General features: G+C 52.9%; 20 protein-coding genes and 1 pseudogene. 13 read left to right on the forward strand and 8 right to left on the reverse strand.

Annotated elements, in window-relative coordinates:
• Positions 1-5 precede the first annotated feature (5 nt).
• The 7 genes from AACU55_RS12435 to AACU55_RS12465 all read left to right on the forward strand — a co-directional run bounded on the left by AACU55_RS12435 (position 6) and on the right by AACU55_RS12465 (position 6,933).
• Positions 6-1,028, forward strand: a complete 1,023-nt coding sequence (locus AACU55_RS12435; protein ID WP_037036354.1) for a sulfate ABC transporter substrate-binding protein — start codon at positions 6-8, stop codon at positions 1,026-1,028.
• On the forward strand, positions 1,028-1,858 hold the full coding sequence (gene cysT / locus AACU55_RS12440) for a sulfate/thiosulfate ABC transporter permease CysT (RefSeq protein ID WP_013574425.1): 831 nt from the start codon (positions 1,028-1,030) through the stop codon (positions 1,856-1,858). Before AACU55_RS12435 ends, cysT begins: the two co-directional genes overlap by 1 nt.
• Entirely contained in the window at positions 1,858-2,733 is an 876-nt protein-coding gene (cysW, locus tag AACU55_RS12445; RefSeq protein WP_134705537.1) for a sulfate/thiosulfate ABC transporter permease CysW, read from the forward strand. Before cysT ends, cysW begins: the two co-directional genes overlap by 1 nt.
• A complete protein-coding gene (gene cysA / locus AACU55_RS12450) occupies positions 2,723-3,817 on the forward strand; it encodes a sulfate/thiosulfate ABC transporter ATP-binding protein CysA (RefSeq protein ID WP_013574427.1) in 1,095 nt (364 codons plus the stop codon). Before cysW ends, cysA begins: the two co-directional genes overlap by 11 nt.
• A gap of 115 nt (positions 3,818-3,932) precedes the next feature.
• The gene (gene cysM, locus AACU55_RS12455) at positions 3,933-4,817 is read left to right on the forward strand and encodes a cysteine synthase CysM (RefSeq protein WP_013574428.1); all 885 of its coding nucleotides are present in this window, start codon (positions 3,933-3,935) and stop codon (positions 4,815-4,817) included.
• 102 nt (positions 4,818-4,919) lie between these two features.
• On the forward strand, positions 4,920-5,603 hold the full coding sequence (locus AACU55_RS12460) for a response regulator transcription factor (protein WP_013574429.1): 684 nt from the start codon (positions 4,920-4,922) through the stop codon (positions 5,601-5,603).
• A complete protein-coding gene (locus AACU55_RS12465) occupies positions 5,584-6,933 on the forward strand; it encodes a HAMP domain-containing sensor histidine kinase (RefSeq protein WP_134705538.1) in 1,350 nt (449 codons plus the stop codon). The genes AACU55_RS12460 and AACU55_RS12465 overlap by 20 nt, the downstream gene beginning before the upstream one ends.
• A 56-nt stretch (positions 6,934-6,989) precedes the next feature.
• Here AACU55_RS12465 and crr read toward each other — a convergent pair whose 3' ends face one another.
• The 5 genes and pseudogenes from crr to cysZ all read right to left on the reverse strand — a co-directional run bounded on the left by crr (position 6,990) and on the right by cysZ (position 11,963).
• Entirely contained in the window at positions 6,990-7,499 is a 510-nt protein-coding gene (gene crr / locus AACU55_RS12470; protein WP_013574431.1) for a PTS glucose transporter subunit IIA, read from the reverse strand.
• Positions 7,478-9,275, reverse strand: a pseudogene (gene ptsI, locus AACU55_RS12475) (phosphoenolpyruvate-protein phosphotransferase PtsI). Before ptsI ends, crr begins: the two are co-directional and overlap by 22 nt.
• A 50-nt stretch (positions 9,276-9,325) precedes the next feature.
• Positions 9,326-9,583 (reverse strand): phosphocarrier protein Hpr, encoded by a 258-nt coding sequence (ptsH, locus tag AACU55_RS12480; RefSeq protein WP_013574433.1) that lies wholly within the window; start codon positions 9,581-9,583, stop codon positions 9,326-9,328.
• A 403-nt stretch (positions 9,584-9,986) separates the two neighbouring features.
• Complete coding sequence (gene cysK, locus AACU55_RS12485) at positions 9,987-10,952, reverse strand: cysteine synthase A (RefSeq protein ID WP_013574434.1); 966 nt, start codon at positions 10,950-10,952, stop codon at positions 9,987-9,989.
• Positions 10,953-11,162: 210 nt separating this feature from the next.
• Positions 11,163-11,963: a sulfate transporter CysZ gene (cysZ, locus tag AACU55_RS12490; RefSeq protein WP_013574435.1), complete on the reverse strand. Its 801-nt coding sequence runs from the start codon at positions 11,961-11,963 to the stop codon at positions 11,163-11,165.
• A gap of 223 nt (positions 11,964-12,186) precedes the next feature.
• On the opposite strand from cysZ, the gene zipA reads away from it, so the two are divergent.
• The 3 genes from zipA to AACU55_RS12505 all read left to right on the forward strand — a co-directional run bounded on the left by zipA (position 12,187) and on the right by AACU55_RS12505 (position 15,515).
• Positions 12,187-13,176, forward strand: coding sequence for a cell division protein ZipA (gene zipA / locus AACU55_RS12495; RefSeq protein WP_134705539.1), 990 nt, complete (start codon positions 12,187-12,189; stop codon positions 13,174-13,176).
• 71 nt (positions 13,177-13,247) lie between these two features.
• The gene (gene ligA / locus AACU55_RS12500; protein WP_134705540.1) at positions 13,248-15,269 is read left to right on the forward strand and encodes an NAD-dependent DNA ligase LigA; all 2,022 of its coding nucleotides are present in this window, start codon (positions 13,248-13,250) and stop codon (positions 15,267-15,269) included.
• A 3-nt stretch (positions 15,270-15,272) separates the two neighbouring features.
• Positions 15,273-15,515, forward strand: a complete 243-nt coding sequence (locus AACU55_RS12505) for a DUF3820 family protein (protein WP_133822869.1) — start codon at positions 15,273-15,275, stop codon at positions 15,513-15,515.
• Between the two features lie 78 nt (positions 15,516-15,593).
• On the opposite strand, the gene AACU55_RS12510 is transcribed toward AACU55_RS12505, so the two are convergent.
• Entirely contained in the window at positions 15,594-16,583 is a 990-nt protein-coding gene (locus tag AACU55_RS12510; RefSeq protein ID WP_134705541.1) for a bile acid:sodium symporter family protein, read from the reverse strand.
• A 98-nt stretch (positions 16,584-16,681) separates the two neighbouring features.
• On the opposite strand from AACU55_RS12510, the gene AACU55_RS12515 reads away from it, so the two are divergent.
• On the forward strand, positions 16,682-17,608 hold the full coding sequence (locus AACU55_RS12515; RefSeq protein WP_013574441.1) for a LysR family transcriptional regulator: 927 nt from the start codon (positions 16,682-16,684) through the stop codon (positions 17,606-17,608).
• A gap of 33 nt (positions 17,609-17,641) precedes the next feature.
• Here AACU55_RS12515 and AACU55_RS12520 read toward each other — a convergent pair whose 3' ends face one another.
• Both AACU55_RS12520 and AACU55_RS12525 read right to left on the reverse strand, forming a co-directional pair.
• A complete protein-coding gene (locus AACU55_RS12520; RefSeq protein ID WP_013574442.1) occupies positions 17,642-17,983 on the reverse strand; it encodes a FlxA-like family protein in 342 nt (113 codons plus the stop codon).
• A gap of 114 nt (positions 17,984-18,097) precedes the next feature.
• On the reverse strand, positions 18,098-18,649 hold the full coding sequence (locus tag AACU55_RS12525; protein ID WP_037036341.1) for a nucleotidyltransferase family protein: 552 nt from the start codon (positions 18,647-18,649) through the stop codon (positions 18,098-18,100).
• A 287-nt stretch (positions 18,650-18,936) separates the two neighbouring features.
• Here AACU55_RS12525 and eat point away from each other — a divergent pair, with 287 nt between their 5' ends.
• The gene (gene eat, locus AACU55_RS12530; protein ID WP_015689496.1) at positions 18,937-20,346 is read left to right on the forward strand and encodes an ethanolamine permease; all 1,410 of its coding nucleotides are present in this window, start codon (positions 18,937-18,939) and stop codon (positions 20,344-20,346) included.
• Positions 20,347-20,367: 21 nt separating this feature from the next.
• On the forward strand, positions 20,368-21,750 hold the full coding sequence (locus tag AACU55_RS12535) for an ethanolamine ammonia-lyase subunit EutB (protein ID WP_037036339.1): 1,383 nt from the start codon (positions 20,368-20,370) through the stop codon (positions 21,748-21,750).
• The last annotated feature ends 6 nt before the right edge of the window (positions 21,751-21,756 follow it).

Genomic DNA, 21,756 nt, shown 5'->3' on the forward strand with positions numbered 1-21,756 from the left:
TAAGCATGAAAACACTCGGATTTACCGGCAATGTGCTGAAAAGTTCTGTGGCGGCATTGTTGCTGGCCAGCGGGGCGGTTTCGGCAACCGAATTGCTCAACAGCTCTTATGATGTGTCCCGTGAACTTTTTGCCGCGCTGAATCCGCCATTCCAGAAACAGTGGGCTGATCAAAATAATGGCGATAAACTCGATATTAAACAGTCGCATGCCGGTTCCTCTAAGCAAGCGCTGGCGATTTTGCAGGGCCTGAAAGCGGATGTGGTGACGTATAATCAGGTGACCGATGTGCAGATTTTGCATGACCGCGGCAACCTGATCCCGGCCAACTGGCAAAGCCGTCTGCCTAATAACAGTTCGCCATTCTATTCCACCATGGCCTTCCTGGTACGTAAGGGCAATCCAAAAAACATTCACAGCTGGGACGATTTAGCACGTCCGGGCGTGAGTCTGGTGTTCCCGAATCCAAAAACCTCCGGCAATGGTCGTTATACCTATCTCGGTGCCTGGGGCGCATTCAATCTGGAAGACAATAAAAACCAGACGCAGACCCGCGAAAAGATGGCGAGTTTCCTGAAAAACGTCCAGGTCTTTGATACCGGCGGTCGTGGCGCAACCACCACATTTGTCGAACGTGGACTGGGCGATGTGTTGATCAGCTTTGAATCGGAAGTGAACAACATCCGTAAGCAGTACGGTGATGATAAATATGAAGTGATTGTTCCGAAGGTGGATATTCTGGCGGAGTTCCCGGTCGCCTGGGTGGACAAAAACGTTGAGAAAAATGGCACAGAGAAAGCCGCAAAAGATTATCTGAATTATTTGTGGAGCCCGCAGGCGCAGAAAATCATCACCAGTTTTAACTACCGCGTGTATGACAAAACGGCGATGGCGGCGGCGAAAGAGCAGTTCCCGGAGACCCAACTGTTCAAAGTTGAAGAGCAGTTCGGTGGCTGGCCACAAGTGATGGAAACCCATTTCAGTACCGGCGGTGAGCTGGATAAACTGTTAGAGCAAGGTCACAAGTAATGTTGTTGTCGAGCAAACGCGTATTACCCGGATTCACCCTGAGCCTCGGCAGCAGTTTGTTGTTCGTGTGCCTGGTGCTGTTGCTGCCGCTGAGTGCACTGGTGATGCAGTTGTCACAAATGACACTGGCGCAATATTGGGATGTGATCACCAACGGTCAGGTGGTGGCGGCCTATAAAGTGACGCTGCTGGCGGCGGGCGTGGCGAGTATTTTTAACTGTTTCTTCGGCATGCTGATGGCGTGGATCCTGACCCGTTATGAATTCCCGGGTAAAAGTCTGATCGATGGTCTGATGGATTTGCCGTTTGCCCTGCCGACGGCAGTCGCCGGTTTAACGCTGGCAGGATTGTTTTCTACCACCGGTTTTTACGGTCAGTGGCTGGCGCATTTTGATATCAAAGTGGCGTACACCTGGCTTGGTATTGCGGTGGCGATGGCATTTACCAGCATCCCGTTTGTGGTGCGTACCGTGCAGCCGGTGCTGGAAGAATTAGGGCCGGAATATGAAGAAGCGGCTGAAACACTGGGCGCTTCGCGCTGGCAGAGTTTTCGTCGCGTGGTGTTGCCGGAAGTGATGCCTTCCTTGCTGGCGGGTACGGCGTTGTCCTTCACCCGCAGCCTGGGCGAATTCGGCGCAGTGATTTTCATCGCCGGTAACATTGCCTGGAAAACCGAAGTGACCTCGCTGATGATTTTTATCCGCTTACAGGAGTTTGATTACCCGGCAGCCAGCGCTATTGCTTCGGTGATCCTCGCCGCATCGCTGCTGCTGCTGTTTGCGATTAACACCTTACAGAGCCGTTATGGCCGTCGTCTGGGAGGCCAGTAATGTCTGATATTCCGGCTTTTGTGGGCGAAAGACGTCAGCGTATTGACTGGGTGAAATGGTCATTGATCGGCACGGGGGTGCTGATTTGTATTCTGCTGCTGGTGATCCCGATGATCAGCATTTTTGTGCTGGCATTTTCCGACGGCATTGCAGCGGTGTGGAAGAACCTGTCGGACTCCGACATGTTGCATTCTATCTGGCTGACCGTGCTGATGGCGCTGATCACTGTGCCGGTGAACCTGATTTTCGGCACGTTGCTGGCCTGGCTGGTCGCGCGCTTTAATTTCCCGGGACGTCAGTTATTACTGACGCTGATCGACATCCCGTTTGCGGTTTCACCGGTGGTTGCTGGTTTACTGTATTTGCTGTTTTACGGCACCAACGGCCCGATTGGCGGCTGGCTGGATGCGCACAATATTCAGTTTATGTTCGCCTGGCCGGGCATGGTGATGGTGACAGTATTCGTCACCTGTCCGTTTGTCATCCGTGAGCTGGTGCCGGTGATGTTGAGTCAGGGCAGTCATGAAGATGAAGCCGCGGTGTTACTGGGGGCGTCCGGCTGGCAGATGTTCCGCCGTGTGACCCTGCCGAATATCCGCTGGGCATTACTGTATGGCGTGGTGCTGACCAACGCCCGCGCGATTGGGGAATTCGGGGCGGTATCGGTGGTGTCCGGTTCTATCCGCGGAGAAACCTACACGCTGCCATTACAAGTCGAATTACTGCATCAGGACTACAACACCGCAGGCGCGTTTACTGCCGCTGCGCTGTTAACCCTGATGGCAATTGTCACACTGTTTCTGAAAAGCGGCCTGCAATGGCGTCTGAAGCGCCACAACGACCGTCTTGAGCGGGAGGAAAGTCATGAGCATTGAAATTAACGGTATCAACAAATATTTTGGCCGCACTAAGGTGCTCAATGATATCTCGCTCGATATTGCTTCCGGAGAGATGGTGGCGTTGCTCGGGCCTTCCGGCTCAGGTAAAACCACGTTGCTGCGTATTATCGCCGGACTGGAAAATCAAAGCGCCGGACACCTGAGTTTTCACGGTAAAGACGTGACGCGCCTGCATGCCCGTGATCGTCAGGTCGGTTTCGTTTTCCAGCATTACGCACTGTTCCGCCATATGACGGTGTTCGACAATATCGCGTTTGGCCTGACGGTGCTGCCGCGCCGTGAGCGTCCGAATGCTGAAGCCATCAAACAGAAAGTCACTAAATTGCTGGAGATGGTGCAACTTGGCCATCTGGCAAACCGTTATCCGGCACAGCTTTCCGGCGGTCAGAAACAGCGTGTGGCGCTGGCCCGTGCGCTGGCGGTTGAACCGCAAATTCTGCTGCTGGATGAACCTTTTGGCGCGCTGGACGCACAGGTGCGTAAAGAGCTGCGCCGCTGGCTGCGTCAGTTGCATGAAGAACTGAAATTCACCAGCGTGTTCGTGACTCACGATCAGGAAGAAGCGATGGAAGTCGCTGACCGCGTGGTGGTCATGAGCCAGGGTAATATCGAACAGGTCGGCGCCCCGCAGGAAATCTGGCGTGAACCGGCAACCCGTTTCGTGCTGGAATTCATGGGTGAAGTTAATAAAATTCATGGCGAAATCCGGGGATCTCAGCTGTACGTCGGTGCATATCACTGGCCGCTGGATAACCCGCCACTGCATCAGGGTGTGGTCGATTTATTCCTGCGTCCCTGGGAAATGGAAATTACGCCGCACAGTACGGCACGCTGCCCGTTGCCGGTGAAGGTGCTGGAAGTCAGCCCGCGTGGCCATTTCTGGCAGCTTATCGTGCAGGCCGAGGGTTGGCACGACGAACCGCTTTCGGTGGTGCTTTCCGAAATCCACGGTAATAGCGCACCTCAGCGCGGCGATCGTTTCTATGTCGGCGGACTGAATGGCCGCCTGTATGCTGGCGACCAGCCGTTACAACCCGTTGCGTTAGCGAAGAGTGCCTGATATTTTTTAATCAGCATTTTTCTCAGGGCGGTCATCGGGCCGCCCTTTTTATCGCCTGATACCTGTTTATGTGTTTTTTATCAGTCAATATACCTTTTTAATATAAGGCAAGCCCGTGAGTACGCTCGAACATTACATCGGCAATACCCCTCTGGTGAGATTACAGCGTCTGACGCAGGGGCTGGACAGCGAGATTTGGGTCAAGCTGGAAGGCAATAACCCCGCCGGTTCGGTTAAAGATCGCGCCGCGCTGTTTATGATTGAGCAGGCGGAAAAACGGGGTGAAATTCATCCGGGGGATACGCTGATTGAAGCCACAAGCGGCAATACCGGCATTGCGCTGGCGATGATTGCGGCGCTGAAAGGCTACAGGCTTAAATTGCTGATGCCCGAAAATATGAGCCTTGAGCGTCAGGCATCAATGCGGGCGTATGGTGCTGAACTGTTGCTGGTCAGCCGCGCGCAGGGAATGGAAGGCGCACGTGATCTCGCTCTGGAAATGGAAAAACAGGGACTGGGGAAAGTGCTGGATCAGTTTAACAATCCTGACAATCCGCTCGCACATTTTACGACGACAGGCCCTGAAATCTGGCAACAGACACACGGGCGCATCACCCATTTTGTCTCCAGCATGGGCACTACTGGCACGATAACCGGAGTCAGTCGTTATCTGCGCAGCCAGCATGCTGGCGTGAAAATTGTCGGGCTGCAACCGTCAGAAGGCAGCAGCATTCCAGGTATCCGCCGCTGGCCGGAAGAATATCTGCCGGGCATTTTCAATCCTGAACTGGTCGATGAAGTGATGGATATGGGGCAGGGCGAAGCAGAAGACACCATGCGGGCGCTGGCGCGTAGGGAAGGTATCTTCTGTGGGGTGAGTTCCGGGGGGGCGGTAGCGGGCGCTTTACGCGTCGCCAGAAATCATCCGGGTAGCGTGATTGTGGCGATTATTTGTGATCGTGGTGACCGTTATTTATCCACAGGTGTGTTTAATGTTTGATCCTATATTCATCTGTTGAATGTAAAATTAGAGTAAAAGCGGCTGCTAAAGGCTGGCTTAGTGGTAAAAATGACCAAAATTTTAGCCAGGCGGAAATGAAGAATGAAAATTTTATTAGTCGATGACGATCTTGAATTAGGCACCATGCTCAGCGAATACCTGATCGCAGAAGGCTTTGATGCTTCTCTGGTGCTGACCGGTAAAGCGGGTGTGGAAGGTGCGATGTCTGGCGAATATACCGCAATGATCCTCGACATTATGCTGCCGGACATGAGCGGTATTGATGTATTGCGTCAGGTGCGTAAAAACAGCCGTCTGCCGATCATCATGCTGACCGCGAAGGGTGACAACATTGATCGTGTCATCGGTCTGGAAATGGGCGCAGATGATTACATGCCAAAGCCGTGCTATCCGCGCGAACTGGTGGCGCGTCTGCGTGCTGTGCTGCGTCGTGTGGAAGAGCAGCAGGAATCACACTCTGATAATTCCTCGGTCAACTATGGCGATCTGACGCTCAATCCGGCGACCCGCAGCAGTGAATGGCGCGGCGTGCCATTCGATCTGACGGCTTCTGAGTTCAACCTGCTGGAGTTACTGTTACGTTCTCCTGAACGCGTGGTATCGAAAGATGAGTTGTCGGAAAAAGGTCTTGGGCGTCCGCGCGAAGCTTATGACCGCAGTATTGATGTGCATATCAGTAACATCCGTCAGAAACTGGGGTCACTGGAAGGTGGCGATATTCTGACTATTGAAACGGTGCGCAGCATTGGCTATCGAATCCGCTAAACGACTGCGCGGCAGACTGTTCTGGAAAATACTGCTGGGATTCTGGTTTACTTTCGTGGCGATCACTCAGGGCCTGTGGGTGGTTTTTGCTTTCTACAATCCACATGAACCGCCGGAAAGCGGAATTGCCCGCCGGTTTGTGAAACTGCAAATTACCTCGGCTGTTTCCACGCTGCATTACGGCGGTCTGCCTGCTCTTAACGCCATGATGGCCGACTGGCCGCAAGATGACCGACAATTCTTCTCAGTGTCGCCGTCGTTGCTGCCTGCTAAAGGCAATACGATTAAGGATCTGGAACCCGGTAAAATTCCGCATGAAGTCGTGCAGTTTGTGCAGGGACCGGACGGGCAGGGTTACCGGCTGAAATATGATGTTGACGGGCTGATGCATGAATATCGCCCGAAACGTCACAGGGACTGGCTGAATATGCCGCCGCCACTGTTGTGGCTGGGTGGACTGGGCGGTTTACTGTTCAGCGCCGTACTGGCATGGAACCTGACGCGGCCAATGTTGCAAATGCGTAAAGCCTTCGGACGGGTGGCGCAGGGGGATTTATCAGTCCGCCTGTTTACCAGTATGGGTAAGCGGCACGATGAGCTGTCTGAAGTGGCGCGTGATTTTGACTCTATGGCTGAACGCCTGCAGGTGCTGGTCAAAGCGCGCGAAGAGCTGTTGCATGATGTCTCGCATGAACTGCGTTCTCCGCTGGCGCGTTTGCAACTGGCAATCGGTCTGGCGCGGCAGAATCCGTCGAATGTCGAAAGCTCCCTGAGTCGCATAGAACACGAAGCGGGCAGGCTGGATAAAATGATTGGCGAACTGCTGGCGTTGTCACGTACTGAAAGCAGTGAAATCCCTGATGAAGAGTATTTCGATCTCTACGGATTGGTGGAGGCGGTCGTTAATGATGCCCGCTATGAAGCGCAGTTGCCGGAGGTCGAAATCGCGATGTACCCCGAGTCTCCGGATAATATGGATTACACCGTGAAGGGTAATGCTGAGCTGATGCGTCGTGCGGTGGATAATGTGGTGCGTAATGCCCTGCGTTTTTCGGCCCGCGGCCAAACTATCAGTGTTTCACTGGCTCAGGTTGAACAGTATTTGCAAATTGAAGTGGCCGATCAGGGGCCGGGCGTGGAGGAAGATAAGCTGTCGAGTATCTTTGACCCGTTCGTGCGCGTGAAATCGCCGCTGTCAGGCAAAGGCTACGGCCTGGGGCTTGCGATCACCCGCAAAGTGATGTTGGCGCATGAGGGGAAAGTAGATGCCCGTAACGCGCAGCCTCATGGCCTGATCATCAGCCTTCAAGTCCCGCACTGGCAAATGTGAGGCAATAAAAAACGGCGCTGATTAGGCGCCGTTTTTTTTACTTCTCGCTGAGCAAATTACTTCCTGATACGGATGATTGGGGTTTCGCCCACAGTCACGCTACCAGTCAGTTTAATCAGCTCTTTGATCTCGTCCATGTTAGAGATGACAACCGGAGTCAAAGTAGACTTCGCTTTCTCTTCCAGCAGAGCCAGATCAAACTCGATAACCAAATCGCCTTTCTTAACACGTTGACCTTCTTCAGCGATGCGTTTGAAGCCTTCGCCTTTCAGTTCAACGGTGTCGATACCGAAGTGCACGAACAACTCAATGCCACTGTCGGATTCGATTGAGAAAGCATGGTTAGTTTCGAAGATTTTACCGATAGTGCCGTCAACCGGAGCAACCATTTTGTTGCCAGATGGTTTGATAGCAATACCGTCACCAACGATTTTCTCAGCGAAAACAACGTCTGGCACATCTTCAATGTTGACAATTTCACCAGAGATTGGCGCTACGATTTCAATAGTGCCAACGTCTTTTTTATCATCAGAAACCAATGATTTCAGTTTATCGAACAAACCCATGATCTTCTCCTAAGCATTAATTTGGGCAGCTTTACCAGCATCGCGCAATTAGCAGAGTGTTTTTTCTTCAATGAACTTGTTAACCAGGTTCATCAACTCTTGCGCCGTAGGTTGGGCCAGGGCCTGGTCTGCCAGCGCTTTCACATCTTCGAAGTTTGTATTGCGAATAATTTTCTTGATGCGTGGGATAGAGATAGCGCTCATGCTGAACTCATCTAACCCCATGCCCAATAGAAGAAGTGTAGCACGTTCGTCACCGGCTAGCTCGCCGCACATCCCTGTCCATTTACCGGCAGCATGAGATGCGTCAATAACTTGTTTAATTAAACCAAGTACAGACGGAGACATTGGGTTGTACAGATGAGAAATCAGCTCGTTACCGCGATCCACCGCCAAAGTATACTGGGTAAGATCGTTTGTACCAATACTGAAGAAATCGACTTCTTTCGCCAGGTGATGCGCAATCACAGCCGCTGCGGGTGTTTCCACCATCACGCCGACTTCGATAGTCTCATCGAATGCCTGGCCTTTTTCACGAAGCTGCACTTTCAGCATTTCGAGTTCTGCTTTCAGTTCACGCACTTCTTCAACAGAAATGATCATCGGGAACATGATGCGCAGTTTACCGAACGCAGAAGCACGCAGAATACCTTTCAGCTGATCGTGAAGAATTTCTTTGCGATCCAGACAGATACGGATTGCGCGCCAGCCCAGGAACGGGTTTTCTTCTTTCGGCAGGTTCATGTACGGCAGGTCTTTGTCACCGCCGATGTCCATGGTGCGTACGATAACCGCCTGTGACCCCATCGCTTCAGCAACGGCTTTATACGCCTGGAATTGCTCTTCTTCGGTAGGCAGACTGTCACGATCCATGAACAGGAATTCTGTACGATACAGGCCGACACCTTCAGCGCCATTGCGCTCTGCACCGGCGACGTCGCGCACGGTACCGATGTTGGCACAAACTTCAACCTGATGACCATCAAGCGTGATAGCCGGCAAGTCTTTCAGTTTAGTCAGTTCGTCTTTTTCAGTGATGTACTGGTTCTGAACGGCTTTCAGCTCGTCAATAACGTCTGCTGTCGGGTTGACATAGATTTTATTGTTAACAGCATCGAGGATCAGATAGTCATCATTTTTAACTTGTTTGGTCACATCGCTGGTACCCACGATAGCAGGCAGTTCCAGGGAGCGGGCCATGATTGAGGTGTGGGAAGTACGACCACCCAAATCAGTGATAAAGCCCAGAACCTTGTTCAGGTTCAGCTGCGCTGTTTCTGATGGCGTCAGATCGGTCGCAACCAGGATAACTTCGTCCTGGATGGAGCTCAGATCAACGATGGTCATGTTCAGAATGTTGCGCAGCAGGCGTTTACCGATGTCACGCACGTCAGCCGCACGTTCTTTCAGGTATTCGTCATCAAGCTCTTCCAGGGCTTTCGCCTGGCCTTCAATGACAGAGAAAGCTGCAGCGTCAGCAGAAGCGTGCTCGTCTTTGATGAGGGCTATGATTTCCTGTTCAAGCTCTTCGTCTTCCAACAACATGATGTGGCCTTCGAAGATGGCTTCTTTCTCTTCACCGAAGGTCTCACCGGCTTTGGTCTTGATCACTTCCAGTTGAGCAGACGCTTTCGCACGGCCCGTCAGGAAACGTTCAACTTCCTGATCAACGTGATCTGGAGAGATTTTTTTCCGGTTGATGACAATTTCATCTTCTTTCAACAGAAGTGCTTTGCCGAAAGCGATACCGGGAGATACTAAAATGCCTGAAATCATAACCCTACCTTTCTCTTGACTGGTTTAAACTTTATAAGAGCGGCTGTGTATTACTCGAGCTCTGCCATCAGTTTTACCAAGTGTTCAACGGCTTTCTGCTCGTCTTCACCTTCAGCTGAGAGGGTCACAACGGTACCTTGGGTCAGGCCCAGAGTTTGCAGTTTGAAAAGGCTTTTAGCACTGGCGCTTTTACCGTTTGAAGTCACGGTGATGTCAGAAGCGAAACCTTTAGCTTCTTTCACGAACTGTGCAGCAGGGCGAGTGTGCAGACCATTAGGAGCGGTAATAGTAACTTCTTGCTGGAACATTGTTGTTTCCCCAACTTATTAAAGTAATGTTGTGGAGCTAAAGTTTAGCTTATGGCCTTCACTTTAGCCTGTAGAGATTCGCGCCTGACTATGGTTCAGGGGCAGGTTCAGATGCAACAGAAAAGAGAAAATAACGCACTCAGCGATAAAACTCTTTGCCCTGGATCCAGGCTTTTTCTGTTATTCCTCCATTATGCCGTCTTTTCCCCTCGTGTAACAAATCAGTAAATCGATTCAGCGGGGAAGACTCGTGGAAGCGATTAATTTCGAGCATCGAAATAATTGTCCGGTTAAATACTAAACCTGGCGGGTAAAATCAATGACGAAGTGGTGTAAAGTTTGACGCAGGCCACAAAAAAGCACCCCTCGAGGTGCTTTTTTAGCCGCTTTTAAGGATGTGGCATTATTGTTGCAATTCTTTCTCAGTGAATAAATCTGCAAACAATGCGGTACTCAGATAGCGTTCACCGGAAGAAGGCAGGATAACCACGATGGTTTTATCCGCAAACTCGGGTTCTTTGGATAATTTCACCGCAGCTTCAACCGCAGCACCGGAAGAAATCCCGGCCAGAATGCCTTCTTCTTCCATCAGACGGCGTGCCATCTGAATGGATTCGTCGTTGGTGATTAACGTGACACGATCCAGCAATGCCAGATCCAGGTTACCCGGAATAAAGCCTGCGCCGATACCCTGGATTTTATGCGGGCCCGGCTTCACTTCTTCACCGTTGAGCGTCTGGGTGATAACCGGGGAGTCTGTTGGCTCAACGGCCACCAGTTTCACGCTGCTTTTTTTACTTTTCAGATAACGGCCCGTTCCGGTGATAGTCCCGCCGGTACCCACGCCTGCAATCAGCACATCCACTGCGCCATCGGTATCTTCCCAGATTTCCGGGCCGGTGGTTTGCTCGTGGATAGCCGGGTTGGCCGGGTTGCTGAACTGCTGAAGAATAAGATAGCGCTGCGGATCACTGGCCTGAATTTCTTCGGCTTTGGCAATCGCACCTTTCATGCCTTTGGCGCCTTCGGTTAACACCAGATTGGCGCCGAGCGCTTTGAGTAGCTTACGGCGTTCAACGCTCATGGTTTCCGGCATAGTCAGTGTCAGCTTGTAACCGCGCGCAGCAGCCACATAGGCCAGTGCGATACCCGTGTTACCGCTGGTAGGTTCAACCAGTTCGATATCTTTGGTCAGAATGCCTTTCTTTTCAGCATCCCAGATCATGTTGGCACCGATACGGCATTTTACGCTGAAGCTCGGGTTACGTGACTCGACCTTAGCCAGAATTCGACCATTACCGATACGGTTCAGGCGAACCAGTGGCGTGTGGCCAATTGTTAATGAATTGTCTTCATAGATCTTGCTCATAACCCGTCCTTTAACTGTATGAAATATTCACGGTGTGAAGCTTTCAACACTATGAAATTAGTGGGAATCAGGAAAGCATACGCGAACCGCTTTCCCAGTGAAGTAAGGTTTTGGTATTTGCTATATCGATACGTTATTAAGAAATAAGTTTGAGGGAGAAAAGTCAAGCATAGCAGGCAGCCGCCCGCAGGCGGCTGTGAATAAAAAGCGTTATTTGCGGCTGGAATTCACGTCGATACTATTGTTATAAACATCGCTTTTAACGTAAATATTGCGATAACGATCACACCACATGGCCGTCGCGCCGCACACGGCAACCGGCAGGATCACCAGATTCAGCAACGGGATCATCGTAAACAGGCTGACCAGCGAACCAAACTGCATGTTGTCGATTTTGTTGCTGCCGAGTGAACGGCGCATATCGGCAAAGCTGACTTTGTGGTTATCGAACGGATAATCGCAATATTGAATGACGACCATCCACGCGCTGAAGAAGAACCACAGCACCGGGGCCACGGTCTGGCCGATCACCGGAATAAAGTACAGCGCGAACAGCAGCAGGGCGCGCGGCAGGTAATACGCCAGTTTCTGCCATTCACGTTTCATGATACGCGGTAAATCTTTCATGATGTCCCAGATGCCGGTATCAGGCAGCGTTTTACCTGTCAGGCGCGCTTCGAGTTGTTCGGCGAGCAACCCGCTGAAGGGGGCGGCTATCCAGTTGGCGAGGGTGCTGAAGAGATAGCTGAACACCAGCACGACAGAAAGCACTGCGACCGGCCAGATCAGATAATCCAGCCAACTGAGCCACGACGGCACCTTGCTCATCATCGCCGGGATCCATTCACCCAGTTTGGTGAACAGCCACCAGAATGCGCCGCCCATCAACAGCACGTTGACGGCGAGGGGTAAAATCACAAAACGTCGTATCCCCGGCAAGGAAATGAGCGTCCAGCCTTGTTTGAAATAATGCACACCATTTTGTTGTCTGGTGCTGTGCGAGGAGGTCATAAACGAAATTTTCTCTCTGAGTTGAATGACATGGGCTATCATATCGGTATGATTTTCCACTGGCTAGCGGTGGATTGGCTGAAAAAACAGCAAAAAAAGGTGCAACTGCCCTATTTATTAGCAGAAAGTAGAGTCGAGACTTGCACTTATCTACGTGGGCAAATAGAGTTAATCATGTGAATGTTTGCCGTGGTGGCAATGTATTAGAACAACAGAGATAGCAATGATGCAGGATTTGCGTCTGATATTAATCGTTGTTGGCGCGATCGCCATAATAGCGTTGTTGTTACACGGTTTGTGGACCAGCCGTAAAGAACGCTCTTCGCTTTTCCGCGATCGTCCAGCTAAACGTGTGAAAAAAGAACGGGAACAATCTCCGTCCGAAGATTTTGTCGATGGAGTGGGGGAAGTGCGCGTGCGTCCTGCTTATCCTCAGGATGAACCGACTTTAGGTCAGTATGACGAGCCCGAACAGACTGCACCGCCACGTCAGCCGCAGGTTTCCCCTGCGCAGCCAGCGCCAGCATCTGTTGCTCGTCCTCAGCAACCGGCTCAGCCGCAGCAACATGCTGATCCCTTGCTGAGTGGTTATTCAGCTGCTGAACCCGTCACTGCACCGCGTCGCGAACCTGCCGCAGATTTTGCGCATCAGGAATACACGCCTGAAGCTAAACCGCACGCACCGGTTCCGCCGCAGGAAATTCATGCTGATGCCGCGCCTGCTGCGAAAGCAGAACCTCAGGCTGCACCTTTTGCTCCAGCAGAAGAAGCACCGGCTGAGAAAGCGAAACTGAAAGAGACGGTTCTGGTATTGCACGTTGCTGCGCATCAGGGCGGTGTCATCGGTGGTGAAGTGTTGCTCAACAGCGTGCTTCAGGCCGGTTTCCAGTTTGGTGCCATGAATATTTTCCATCGTCACGTCAGCCCTGCGGGCAGTGGTCCGGTGTTGTTCAGTCTGGCAAATATGGTCAAACCGGGTTCCTTCGACCCTGACAATATGTCTGACTTCTCCACCCCAGGCGTTACGTTGTTTATGATGGTACCTTGCTACGGTGATGCGCATCAGAACTTCAAACTGTTGCTGCAGTCCGCCCAGCGTATTGCCGATGATGTCGGTGCGATGGTGCTTGACGATGAGCGTCGTATGATTACGCCGCAGAAGCTCGAAACGTACAAAGCGCGGATCCGCGAGGTCCTCGAGGCGATCGCCTGAGTCCGGCGTTCGTGAAACACCCACTTCCCTGACCCCCGCTTGCCGGGGGTTTTTTATCTCCACGGTGAGTCATGGCCACTATCGAAGAACAAATCAGTCAATTACGCACTCAGTTGCGCCATCACGAATATCAGTATCACGTTCTGGATGCACCGGAAGTGCCAGATGCCGAGTATGACCGCTTAATGCGCGAATTGCGCGAGCTGGAAACCGCGCATCCTGAGCTGGTCACCGCGGATTCCCCGACGCAGCGCGTGGGGGCGGCACCGCTTTCTGCATTTGAACAGGTCAGGCATCGGGTACCGATGTTATCGCTGGACAACGTATTTGATGAAGAAAGCTATCTGGCATTTTATAAACGCGTGCAGGATCGCCTGAAAACCGCTGAACCACTGACGTTCTGCTGCGAGCTGAAACTTGATGGTCTGGCGGTAAGCCTGCTGTATGAGAATGGCGAACTGGTGCAGGCGGCCACGCGTGGCGATGGCACCACCGGCGAGAACATCACCGCCAACGTACGGACCATCCGCGCCATTCCCCTGCGTCTGCATGGCGACAACATTCCTGCGCGCCTTGAAGTGCGTGGTGAAGTCTTTATGCCACAGCCGGGCTTTGAGGCGATGAATGACGAAGCGCGCCGCACCGGCGGGAAAGTGTTCGCTAACCCGCGTAATGCCGCCGCCGGTTCGTTACGTCAGCTCGATCCGCGTATCACCGCCAAACGTCCGCTGACCTTCTTCTGCTACGGCGTTGGCCTGCTGGAAGGGGGTGAACTGCCGCGCAGCCACTTCGCCCGCCTGCAACAGTTTAAAGCCTGGGGTTTACCGGTCAGTGATCGCGTCCGCCTGTGTACCGGCAGCGAAGAAGTGCTGGCATTTTACCGTCAGGTTGAAGCCGACCGTCCGTCACTGGGCTTTGATATTGACGGCGTGGTAGTGAAAATTGACTCGCTGGATATTCAGGAAACGCTGGGCTTTGTGGCACGTGCGCCGCGCTGGGCAACAGCCTTCAAATTCCCGGCGCAGGAACAAATCACGCTGGTGAAAGACGTCGAGTTCCAGGTCGGGCGTACTGGTGCGATCACGCCGGTCGCACGTCTGGAGCCGGTTCTGGTTGCGGGCGTGATGGTCAGCAATGCCACGCTGCATAACGCAGATGAAATCGAGCGTCTTGGCTTGCGTATCGGCGATACCGTGATTGTCCGTCGTGCCGGAGATGTTATCCCGCAGGTGGTGGGCGTGGTGCTGGATGAGCGGCCTGAAGATGCCCGTGAAGTGGTTTTCCCGACGCAGTGCCCGGTCTGTCATTCTGATGTCGAACGTGTCGAAGGCGAAGCGGTAGCGCGTTGTACGGCGGGTCTGATTTGTGGTGCACAGCGCAAAGAGGCGCTGAAGCATTTCGTCTCCCGCCGGGCGCTGGACGTTGACGGCATGGGCGACAAAATCATCGATCAACTGGTCGAGAAAGAATATGTCAAAACGCCGGCAGATCTGTTCCGTCTGACGGCGGGCAAACTTACCGGTCTGGACCGCATGGGGCCGAAATCGGCGCAGAACGTGGTCAGTGCGCTGGAAAAAGCCAAAGAAACCACGCTGGCGAGATTCCTGTATGCGCTGGGCATTCGTGAAGTGGGCGAAGCCACGGCGGCTAACCTTGCCGCGCATTACGGCTCGGTTGAGGCGCTTAAAGCGGCAGATATTGAATCGCTGAAAGGCGTTCAGGATGTTGGCGATGTAGTGGCGAAACACGTGGTGAATTTCCTGTCGGAAGAACATAACCAGCAGGTCATCGACGAGTTGTTAAGCCCTGAAATCAATATTCACTGGCCGGAAGTGCAGGTCATTGTACCGGAAGAAATCGACAGTCCGTTTGCCGGCAAAACTGTGGTGCTGACCGGTTCGCTGTCGATTCTTTCCCGCGATGACGCCAAAGATCGTCTGACTGCGCTGGGCGCGAAAGTCTCCGGCAGCGTGTCGAAGAAAACCGATCTGGTGATTGCCGGTGAAGCGGCGGGTTCCAAGCTGGCGAAAGCGCAGGAACTGGGCATTGAGGTGATCGACGAGGCGGAAATGATCCGTCTGCTGGGTGAATAAATCATGGAAAAAGAAGATCTGATCCAGATAGCCAATACGGTGATGCCGTTCGGTAAATATGCCGGACGGGTGCTGATCGACTTGCCGGAAGAATATTTGCTGTGGTTCGCCCGTAAGGACGAATTTCCGCAAGGAAAACTGGGTGAACTGATGCAGCTGACGCTGACGATTAAAAGCGAAGGGCTGCAAAGCCTGATCAATCCGCTGCGCCGCAATGGTCCGGGACTGGACGGCACTGACGAGTAAACGCTGTTGAGAACGGGTCAACTCATAAAACAAAGGCGCTGAATTCAGCGCCTTTTTTCTGCCTGCTATTTAGCCAGCTTATTCAGTAACAGGCGCGTGTTTCAGCGCCGCTTCCTGTTGTTTTTTCTGATAACGTTTTGCCAGCACCGCGCAGGTCATCAACTGTACCTGATGGAAAATCATCAGCGGCAGCACCATCATGCCAATCGCGCTGACCGGGAACAGAATGTTCGCCATCGGAATACCGTTCGCCAGGCTTTTCTTCGAGCCGCAGAACACGATGGTAATTTCATCGGGTTTGCTAAAGCCCATCCAGCGCGCCATATAGGTATTGATCACCAGGATAAAGGCCAGCAGTACCAGACTGAACACCACGATAAACAGCAGTGAACCGATGCCGACCTGATGCCAGATCCCCTGCGTCACGGCTTCGCTGAAAGCGGAATACACCACCAGCAAAATCGATGTCTGGTCGGTTTTGCCGATCATTTTACGGTGACGTTCGACAAAGCCGCCAATCAGCGGACGGAGTAAATGCCCGGCGACAAACGGCACCAGCAGTTGCAGCACAATATGCCAGACCTGTTCTAAACCATTCCCCGTTTCCCCCTGTACATGCATCAGCAGGCTGACCAGCAACGGCGAAACAAAAATCCCCAGCAGGCTTGATGCGGAGGCGCTGCACACCGCTGCCGCTACGTTCCCGTCTGCCAGTGAGGTAAATGCAATCGCCGACTGCACCGTCGCAGGCAAAATACACAGATAGACAAAGCCGCTGTAAATTTGCGGACTGACGTCTACCGGATGCCACCACTGGAAAAGCAGCCCGAGGATCGGGAATAAAATGAAGGTACTGAACATCACCCACAAATGCAGACGCCAGTTATTGCTGCCCTGAAAAATAGCTTCGCGCGAGAGTTTTGCGCCATGCATGAAAAACAGCAGGCCGATGGCGAAAATGGTCAGATTATTGAAGAAAGCCACAAATATGCCGCTGGCCGGGAAGAACGTCGCCAGCAAAACCGTAGCGATGAGTGTCAGGGTAAAGCGATCGGGTAAGAAGCGCATAACAAGTCTCGGATTTGTTGTTTCTGAATGCGGCTATTCTGAGTCTTTGCGATACAATTAAAAAATTGATTTATTTAATCCATTAATGCAGAAAATTCATGAATTATTCGCTCAGGCAACTTCGCGTATTTGTGACCGTTTCACGCTACGGCAGCTTCAGCCGGGCTGGTGAGTCCATTGGTTTAAGCCAGTCGGCTGTCAGCCACAGTATGAAAGAGCTGGAAGCCGAAATGGGCGTACGGTTGCTGGACCGTACAACGCGCGAAGTCGTGCTCACTGATGCCGGTCTGCGTCTGGCGAATCGTGTCGAGCCGTTGCTCGACGAACTCCACGCCATGCTGCTCGACACCCGCAGCTTCGGCACGCAGCATAATGGTCGGGTGCGTATTGCCTCTAGCCAGACGATTTCGGCGCAACTGATGCCGCAATGTATCTCCAGCGGCGAGCGGCAGTATCCGGACATTCGTATTTTGTTGCGCGATCAGGCGCAGCAACTGGTGCTTAACAGCGTCAGAAATGCGGAAGTGGATTTCGGCATTGTGATTGATCCGGGTGAAAACACCGATCTGGACTGCGAGCCGATTCTGCATGAGCCGTTTTTGCTGATGTGCCGTGAGGATCATCCGCTGGCGGCGCTGCCGGAGGTTGAATGGCAGGCACTGAACGGCCAAAAACTGGTGCTGCAGGATTACGCATCAGGAAGCCGGATCCTGATCGACGGCGCACTGAAAGCGCAGAAAGTGAAAGCGGAGATTGCTCAGGAAATCGGCCATCCAGCCACGTTATTCCCGATGGTGGAAGCCGGAATTGGTATCAGTGTTATCCCGGCGCTGGCGTTGCCCATGCCGGAAGGGAGCCGTCTGGTGGTCAGAAGCCTGGTGCCGGAAATCAACCGGGTGCTGATGCTGGTCAGACGTAAAAACCGGTCGTTATCACCCGCTGCACAGGCCATCTGGCAGGTGGTGAAAGAGCAGGCGAATTTATTACGGGAAAAACGCAGCCAGCAGGGAATGTACAACCACTGATACCTTGCCGGCTGTTTCAGGCTTTGACCGGGATTATACGTAGATATCGACAGCGTTGGTTTCTGAAGGCTTATTCACGCCTTCGTCTTTCTTCATTTCAGCGTCAGCTTGTTGTTGCTGCTGTTGCTGAAGCGCTTTCTGAGCCTGTTGTTGTTGAATCTGCGCGATCTGCTGTTGCAGCATTTCGATTTGCTGCTGCAGGAGTTCTTGCTGTTGCTTAACTTCGTCAGTATCGCCGCCTGAATTGCCCACGTTTTTGAGCTGCTCAGTCAGTTTGGTAATCTGCTTAGTCAGCTTTGCAATCTGGCTGGCACTGCCTGAGTCGCTGGTGGACGCAGAGCTTACCGAACTGCTGGTCGCGCTGATAGTCGTCATAAAAAGCCTCATTGAGTAAGAATAAAATTTTGCACGTAAAAGTGCTTAAGCTATATCGGCAAAAATCAGCGAGGCTTTACAGGCTTTGCATATTCCTTACGGTATTTATGGCTTTCATTCGGTTAACGCTTTCACTCTGAGCTTCGGCCACCGGGTCAGCCAGCTTTTGCTGCTGATCCGCTCGGCAAAAACTGCGGGGATCGCATGCCGCGGGTTTGGCGTAATACTGAAAGCAAACAAAGCATCCAGTCCCAGCGGCGCATTCAGCTCAATTTGCCCGTCAGCATTCATTCTTGCGCCGATAGCGGTTTCCATTTCCACCCAGTAGCTCATCGCCTCGGCGCTGGAGGAATAGGGCGCATGGCCGTGGCGCTCATGCATGCGGGCCTGATTTTTCACAGACCAGGGAAGGTCGGGCGATTGCGCTTTCAGGCGATGTTCATAGCGCTCGTCAGCTTCCGGCGAGCAATCCAGCGGATTGAAATACACCACGTCGATATCATTGAGCGCAGTGGCCTGCGCATATCCGTGTAGCCGGTCCCAGACCAGATTGCGGACAAAGCCCGCCGCCAGCCAGGCATCGTTAAGATTTTGCGTGCGTGCCTGCGTCAGTGCCTGCAAGTGAAGCGGTTCCTCTCTGAGCCAGGTGATGATTTGCTGTTCCATTGTTGCCACGTGATGTTCTCCTTTTATCCGACGTCAGCGTTCTGAGAAGCCAAAGTGTAGCGCCCTTTTGTGACGCTTATCCAACGCACCATTTCGGATATGCGGCTTACGGCGGCGCGCTAAAATGTAGCAAGCCTCCCCTGAATACGGCTACAGGCCGCGCCTGCTGAGGGTTTCTTAAGTGGTACAGCCTTTGCAACATCCATCCTTTGCAACACAAATAAGAGCAAGGCTGTCGCAGTTCTTTTCCAACAAAAATTGAATTATCACCGGGCAGGGGATCATTTATGCAAACCACGAAAGTCACACCTGTTTTAAAACGTACACTGGGGAGTTTTAAACTTTGGGGCATTGCCGTCGGGCTGGTTATCTCCGGCGAATATTTTGGCTGGAGTTACGGCTGGGCGCAGGCAGGCACACTGGGCTTTCTTATCACTGCTCTGGTGATAGCGGCTATGTATTGCGCCTTTATTTTCAGCTTTACCGAACTCACTACGTCGATTCCGCACGCGGGCGGTCCTTTTGCTTACGCTTACCGTGCGTTCGGGCCAACGGGCGGATTTGTCGCGGGTTTCGCAACGCTGGTGGAATTTGTTTTTGCGCCGCCCGCTATCGCGATGGCGATCGGGGCGTATCTCAATGTGCAGTTCCCGTCGATTGAGCCGAAATGGGTGGCTGTTGGCGCGTATCTGGTATTTATGGCGCTCAATATTCTCGGCGTCAGTATTGCCGCCACCTTTGAACTGCTGGTCACGTTGCTGGCAATTTTTGAATTGCTGGTCTTTATGGGCGTGGTGGCACCGGGCTTTGAAATGTCGAACTTTGTTCACGGTGGATGGGCGGGCAGCGACACTTTCAGTCCCGCAGCCTTTTCCGGTATTTTTGCGGCCATTCCTTTTGCTATCTGGTTTTTCCTGGCGATAGAAGGTGCCTCAATGGCCGCTGAAGAGGCGAAAGATCCGCAGCGTACCATTCCGAAAGCTTTTATCGGCGGCATTCTGACTCTGACCGTTCTGGCGCTCGGCGTGATGTTGTTTGCCGGTGGTGTGGGCGACTGGACCAAGCTGTCGAACATCAACGACCCGTTACCGCAGGCCATGAAACTGATTGTCGGCAGCAACAGTGGCTGGCTGCACATGCTGGTCTGGCTGGGGCTTTTTGGCCTGATTGCCTCTTTCCACGGCATTATCATGGGGTATTCCCGTCAGATCTTCGCGCTGGCCCGGGCAGGTTATTTGCCTAAACGACTGGCCAGCGTCAACGCCCGTTTCCAGACACCGCATCTTGGTATTATCGCGGGGGGCGTTGTTGGCATCGCGGCTATTTTCTCGGATTCACTGATCGTGATTGGCGGCCAGCCACTGACGGCCAATATCGTGACAATGTCGGTCTTTGGCGCCATTGTGATGTACATCATTTCGATGGCTGCATTGTTTAAACTCCGCCGCAGCGAACCGAATTTAATCCGTCCGTTCCGTGCGCCGCTCTATCCTTTTGCACCTGCTCTGGCGCTGGTGCTGGCAGTCGTCTGTCTGATCGCTATGATTTACTACAACACCTTACTGTTTTTGATCTTCGCCGCCATGATGTTGCTGGCGTATGCCTGGTTCCGTATCACCCATCAGTCGCGGACTGATGCTGCGGAAGATCCGCAATTACGTGGCCTGCGCCCGGTTCCCGCTAAAAGCAGCAAATAATCCGGCGCGCTAAGGAGTGTTATGTTTCAGACGACATTAAGTCACCGAAGTTATCAGTTTAAGGATTTACGCGAACTGATGGCAAAGGCGTCGCCCGCACGGTCGGGCGACTATCTGGCTGAAGTGGCTGCCGCCAGCGCTGAAGAGCGCATGGCGGCAAAAATGGCACTGGCTGATGTGCCGCTCAAAACCTTCCTGCAACAATTGCTGGTGCCGTATGAGGACGATGAGGTCACGCGGTTGATTGTCGATACTCATGATGTCGCGGCGTTTGCCGCGATTTCGCATCTCACCGTCGGGGATTTCCGCGACTGGTTGTTGAGTGAAAAAACCGACAGCGTTGTGCTGGCAGCCGTCGCCCGCGGGATCACGCCCGAAATGGCGGCTGCCGTCAGCAAACTGATGCGCAATCAGGATCTGATCCTGGTGGCTAAAAAATGCCGGGTGATTACTCAATTCCGCAATACTATCGGGCTGCCGGGGCACATGAGCGTGCGCCTGCAGCCGAACCATCCGACCGATAATTTACAGGGCATTGCTGCCAGTATGCTCGACGGTTTGTTATATGGCTCCGGCGACGCGGTGATTGGCATTAATCCTGCCAGCGACAGCTTACCGCTGCTGGAAAACCTCAATTACATGCTTGATGACATCATTACGCGCTTTGAAATTCCCACGCAGTCCTGTGTTCTGACGCATGTCACTAACACCATCAAACTGGTGGAGCGCGGCGCACCGGTTGATCTGGTGTTTCAGTCGATAGCGGGAACTGAAGCGGCGAACAGCGGGTTTGGTATCAATCTGGCGCTGCTGGCGGAAGCGCAACAGGCGGCGCTCAGTCTTAAGCGTGGCACGCTCGGCGACAACGTGATGTATTTCGAAACCGGGCAGGGCAGTTGTTTATCTGCCAATGCGCATTTTGGGGTCGATCAGCAAACCTGTGAGGCGCGTGCGTACGCCATCGCCCGCCATTTTTCACCGCTGCTGATTAACACCGTGGTGGGGTTTATCGGCCCGGAGTATTTGTATGACGGTAAACAAATTATCCGTGCGGGTCTGGAAGACCATTTCTGCGGCAAACTGCTGGGCGTGCCGCTGGGCTGCGATGTCTGTTACACCAATCATGCAGAAGCCGATCAGGATGATATGGACACTTTGCTGACGCTGCTCGGCACTGCCGGGCTGACGTTCCTGATTGGCGTACCGGGCGCGGATGACATCATGCTCAATTATCAGAGCACTTCTTTCCATGACGCGTTATACATCCGTGAATTACTCGGGCTGAAACATGCGCCGGAATTTGCTGTATGGCTGGAGAAAATGAAAATTATCGATCCGCAGGGCGTCTTGCAGGATACCCGGGCGTCCCATCCGTTACTGCGTCAGTTGCCGCAACTGAGCTGAGGTCTG

The sequence above is a fragment of the Rahnella sp. CJA17(1/100) genome, assembly GCF_963881615.1.
Lineage (GTDB): Bacteria > Pseudomonadota > Gammaproteobacteria > Enterobacterales > Enterobacteriaceae > Rahnella > Rahnella aceris.

Bases quoted from the DNA above. Each gene is read 5' to 3' on its own strand.
- AACU55_RS12435 (WP_037036354.1), top strand. From the start codon at position 6: ATGAAAACACTCGGATTTACCGGCAATGTGCTGAAAAGTTCTGTGGCG.
- cysT (WP_013574425.1), top strand. From the start codon at position 1,028: ATGTTGTTGTCGAGCAAACGCGTATTACCCGGATTCACCCTGAGCCTC.
- cysW (WP_134705537.1), top strand. From the start codon at position 1,858: ATGTCTGATATTCCGGCTTTTGTGGGCGAAAGACGTCAGCGTATTGAC.
- cysA (WP_013574427.1), top strand. From the start codon at position 2,723: ATGAGCATTGAAATTAACGGTATCAACAAATATTTTGGCCGCACTAAG.
- AACU55_RS12460 (WP_013574429.1), top strand. From the start codon at position 4,920: ATGAAAATTTTATTAGTCGATGACGATCTTGAATTAGGCACCATGCTC.
- crr (WP_013574431.1), bottom strand. From the start codon at position 7,499: ATGGGTTTGTTCGATAAACTGAAATCATTGGTTTCTGATGATAAAAAA.
- ptsH (WP_013574433.1), bottom strand. From the start codon at position 9,583: ATGTTCCAGCAAGAAGTTACTATTACCGCTCCTAATGGTCTGCACACT.
- cysK (WP_013574434.1), bottom strand. From the start codon at position 10,952: ATGAGCAAGATCTATGAAGACAATTCATTAACAATTGGCCACACGCCA.
- cysZ (WP_013574435.1), bottom strand. From the start codon at position 11,963: ATGACCTCCTCGCACAGCACCAGACAACAAAATGGTGTGCATTATTTC.
- zipA (WP_134705539.1), top strand. From the start codon at position 12,187: ATGATGCAGGATTTGCGTCTGATATTAATCGTTGTTGGCGCGATCGCC.
- ligA (WP_134705540.1), top strand. From the start codon at position 13,248: ATGGCCACTATCGAAGAACAAATCAGTCAATTACGCACTCAGTTGCGC.
- AACU55_RS12505 (WP_133822869.1), top strand. From the start codon at position 15,273: ATGGAAAAAGAAGATCTGATCCAGATAGCCAATACGGTGATGCCGTTC.
- AACU55_RS12510 (WP_134705541.1), bottom strand. From the start codon at position 16,583: ATGCGCTTCTTACCCGATCGCTTTACCCTGACACTCATCGCTACGGTT.
- AACU55_RS12515 (WP_013574441.1), top strand. From the start codon at position 16,682: ATGAATTATTCGCTCAGGCAACTTCGCGTATTTGTGACCGTTTCACGC.
- AACU55_RS12520 (WP_013574442.1), bottom strand. From the start codon at position 17,983: ATGACGACTATCAGCGCGACCAGCAGTTCGGTAAGCTCTGCGTCCACC.
- AACU55_RS12525 (WP_037036341.1), bottom strand. From the start codon at position 18,649: ATGGAACAGCAAATCATCACCTGGCTCAGAGAGGAACCGCTTCACTTG.
- eat (WP_015689496.1), top strand. From the start codon at position 18,937: ATGCAAACCACGAAAGTCACACCTGTTTTAAAACGTACACTGGGGAGT.
- AACU55_RS12535 (WP_037036339.1), top strand. From the start codon at position 20,368: ATGTTTCAGACGACATTAAGTCACCGAAGTTATCAGTTTAAGGATTTA.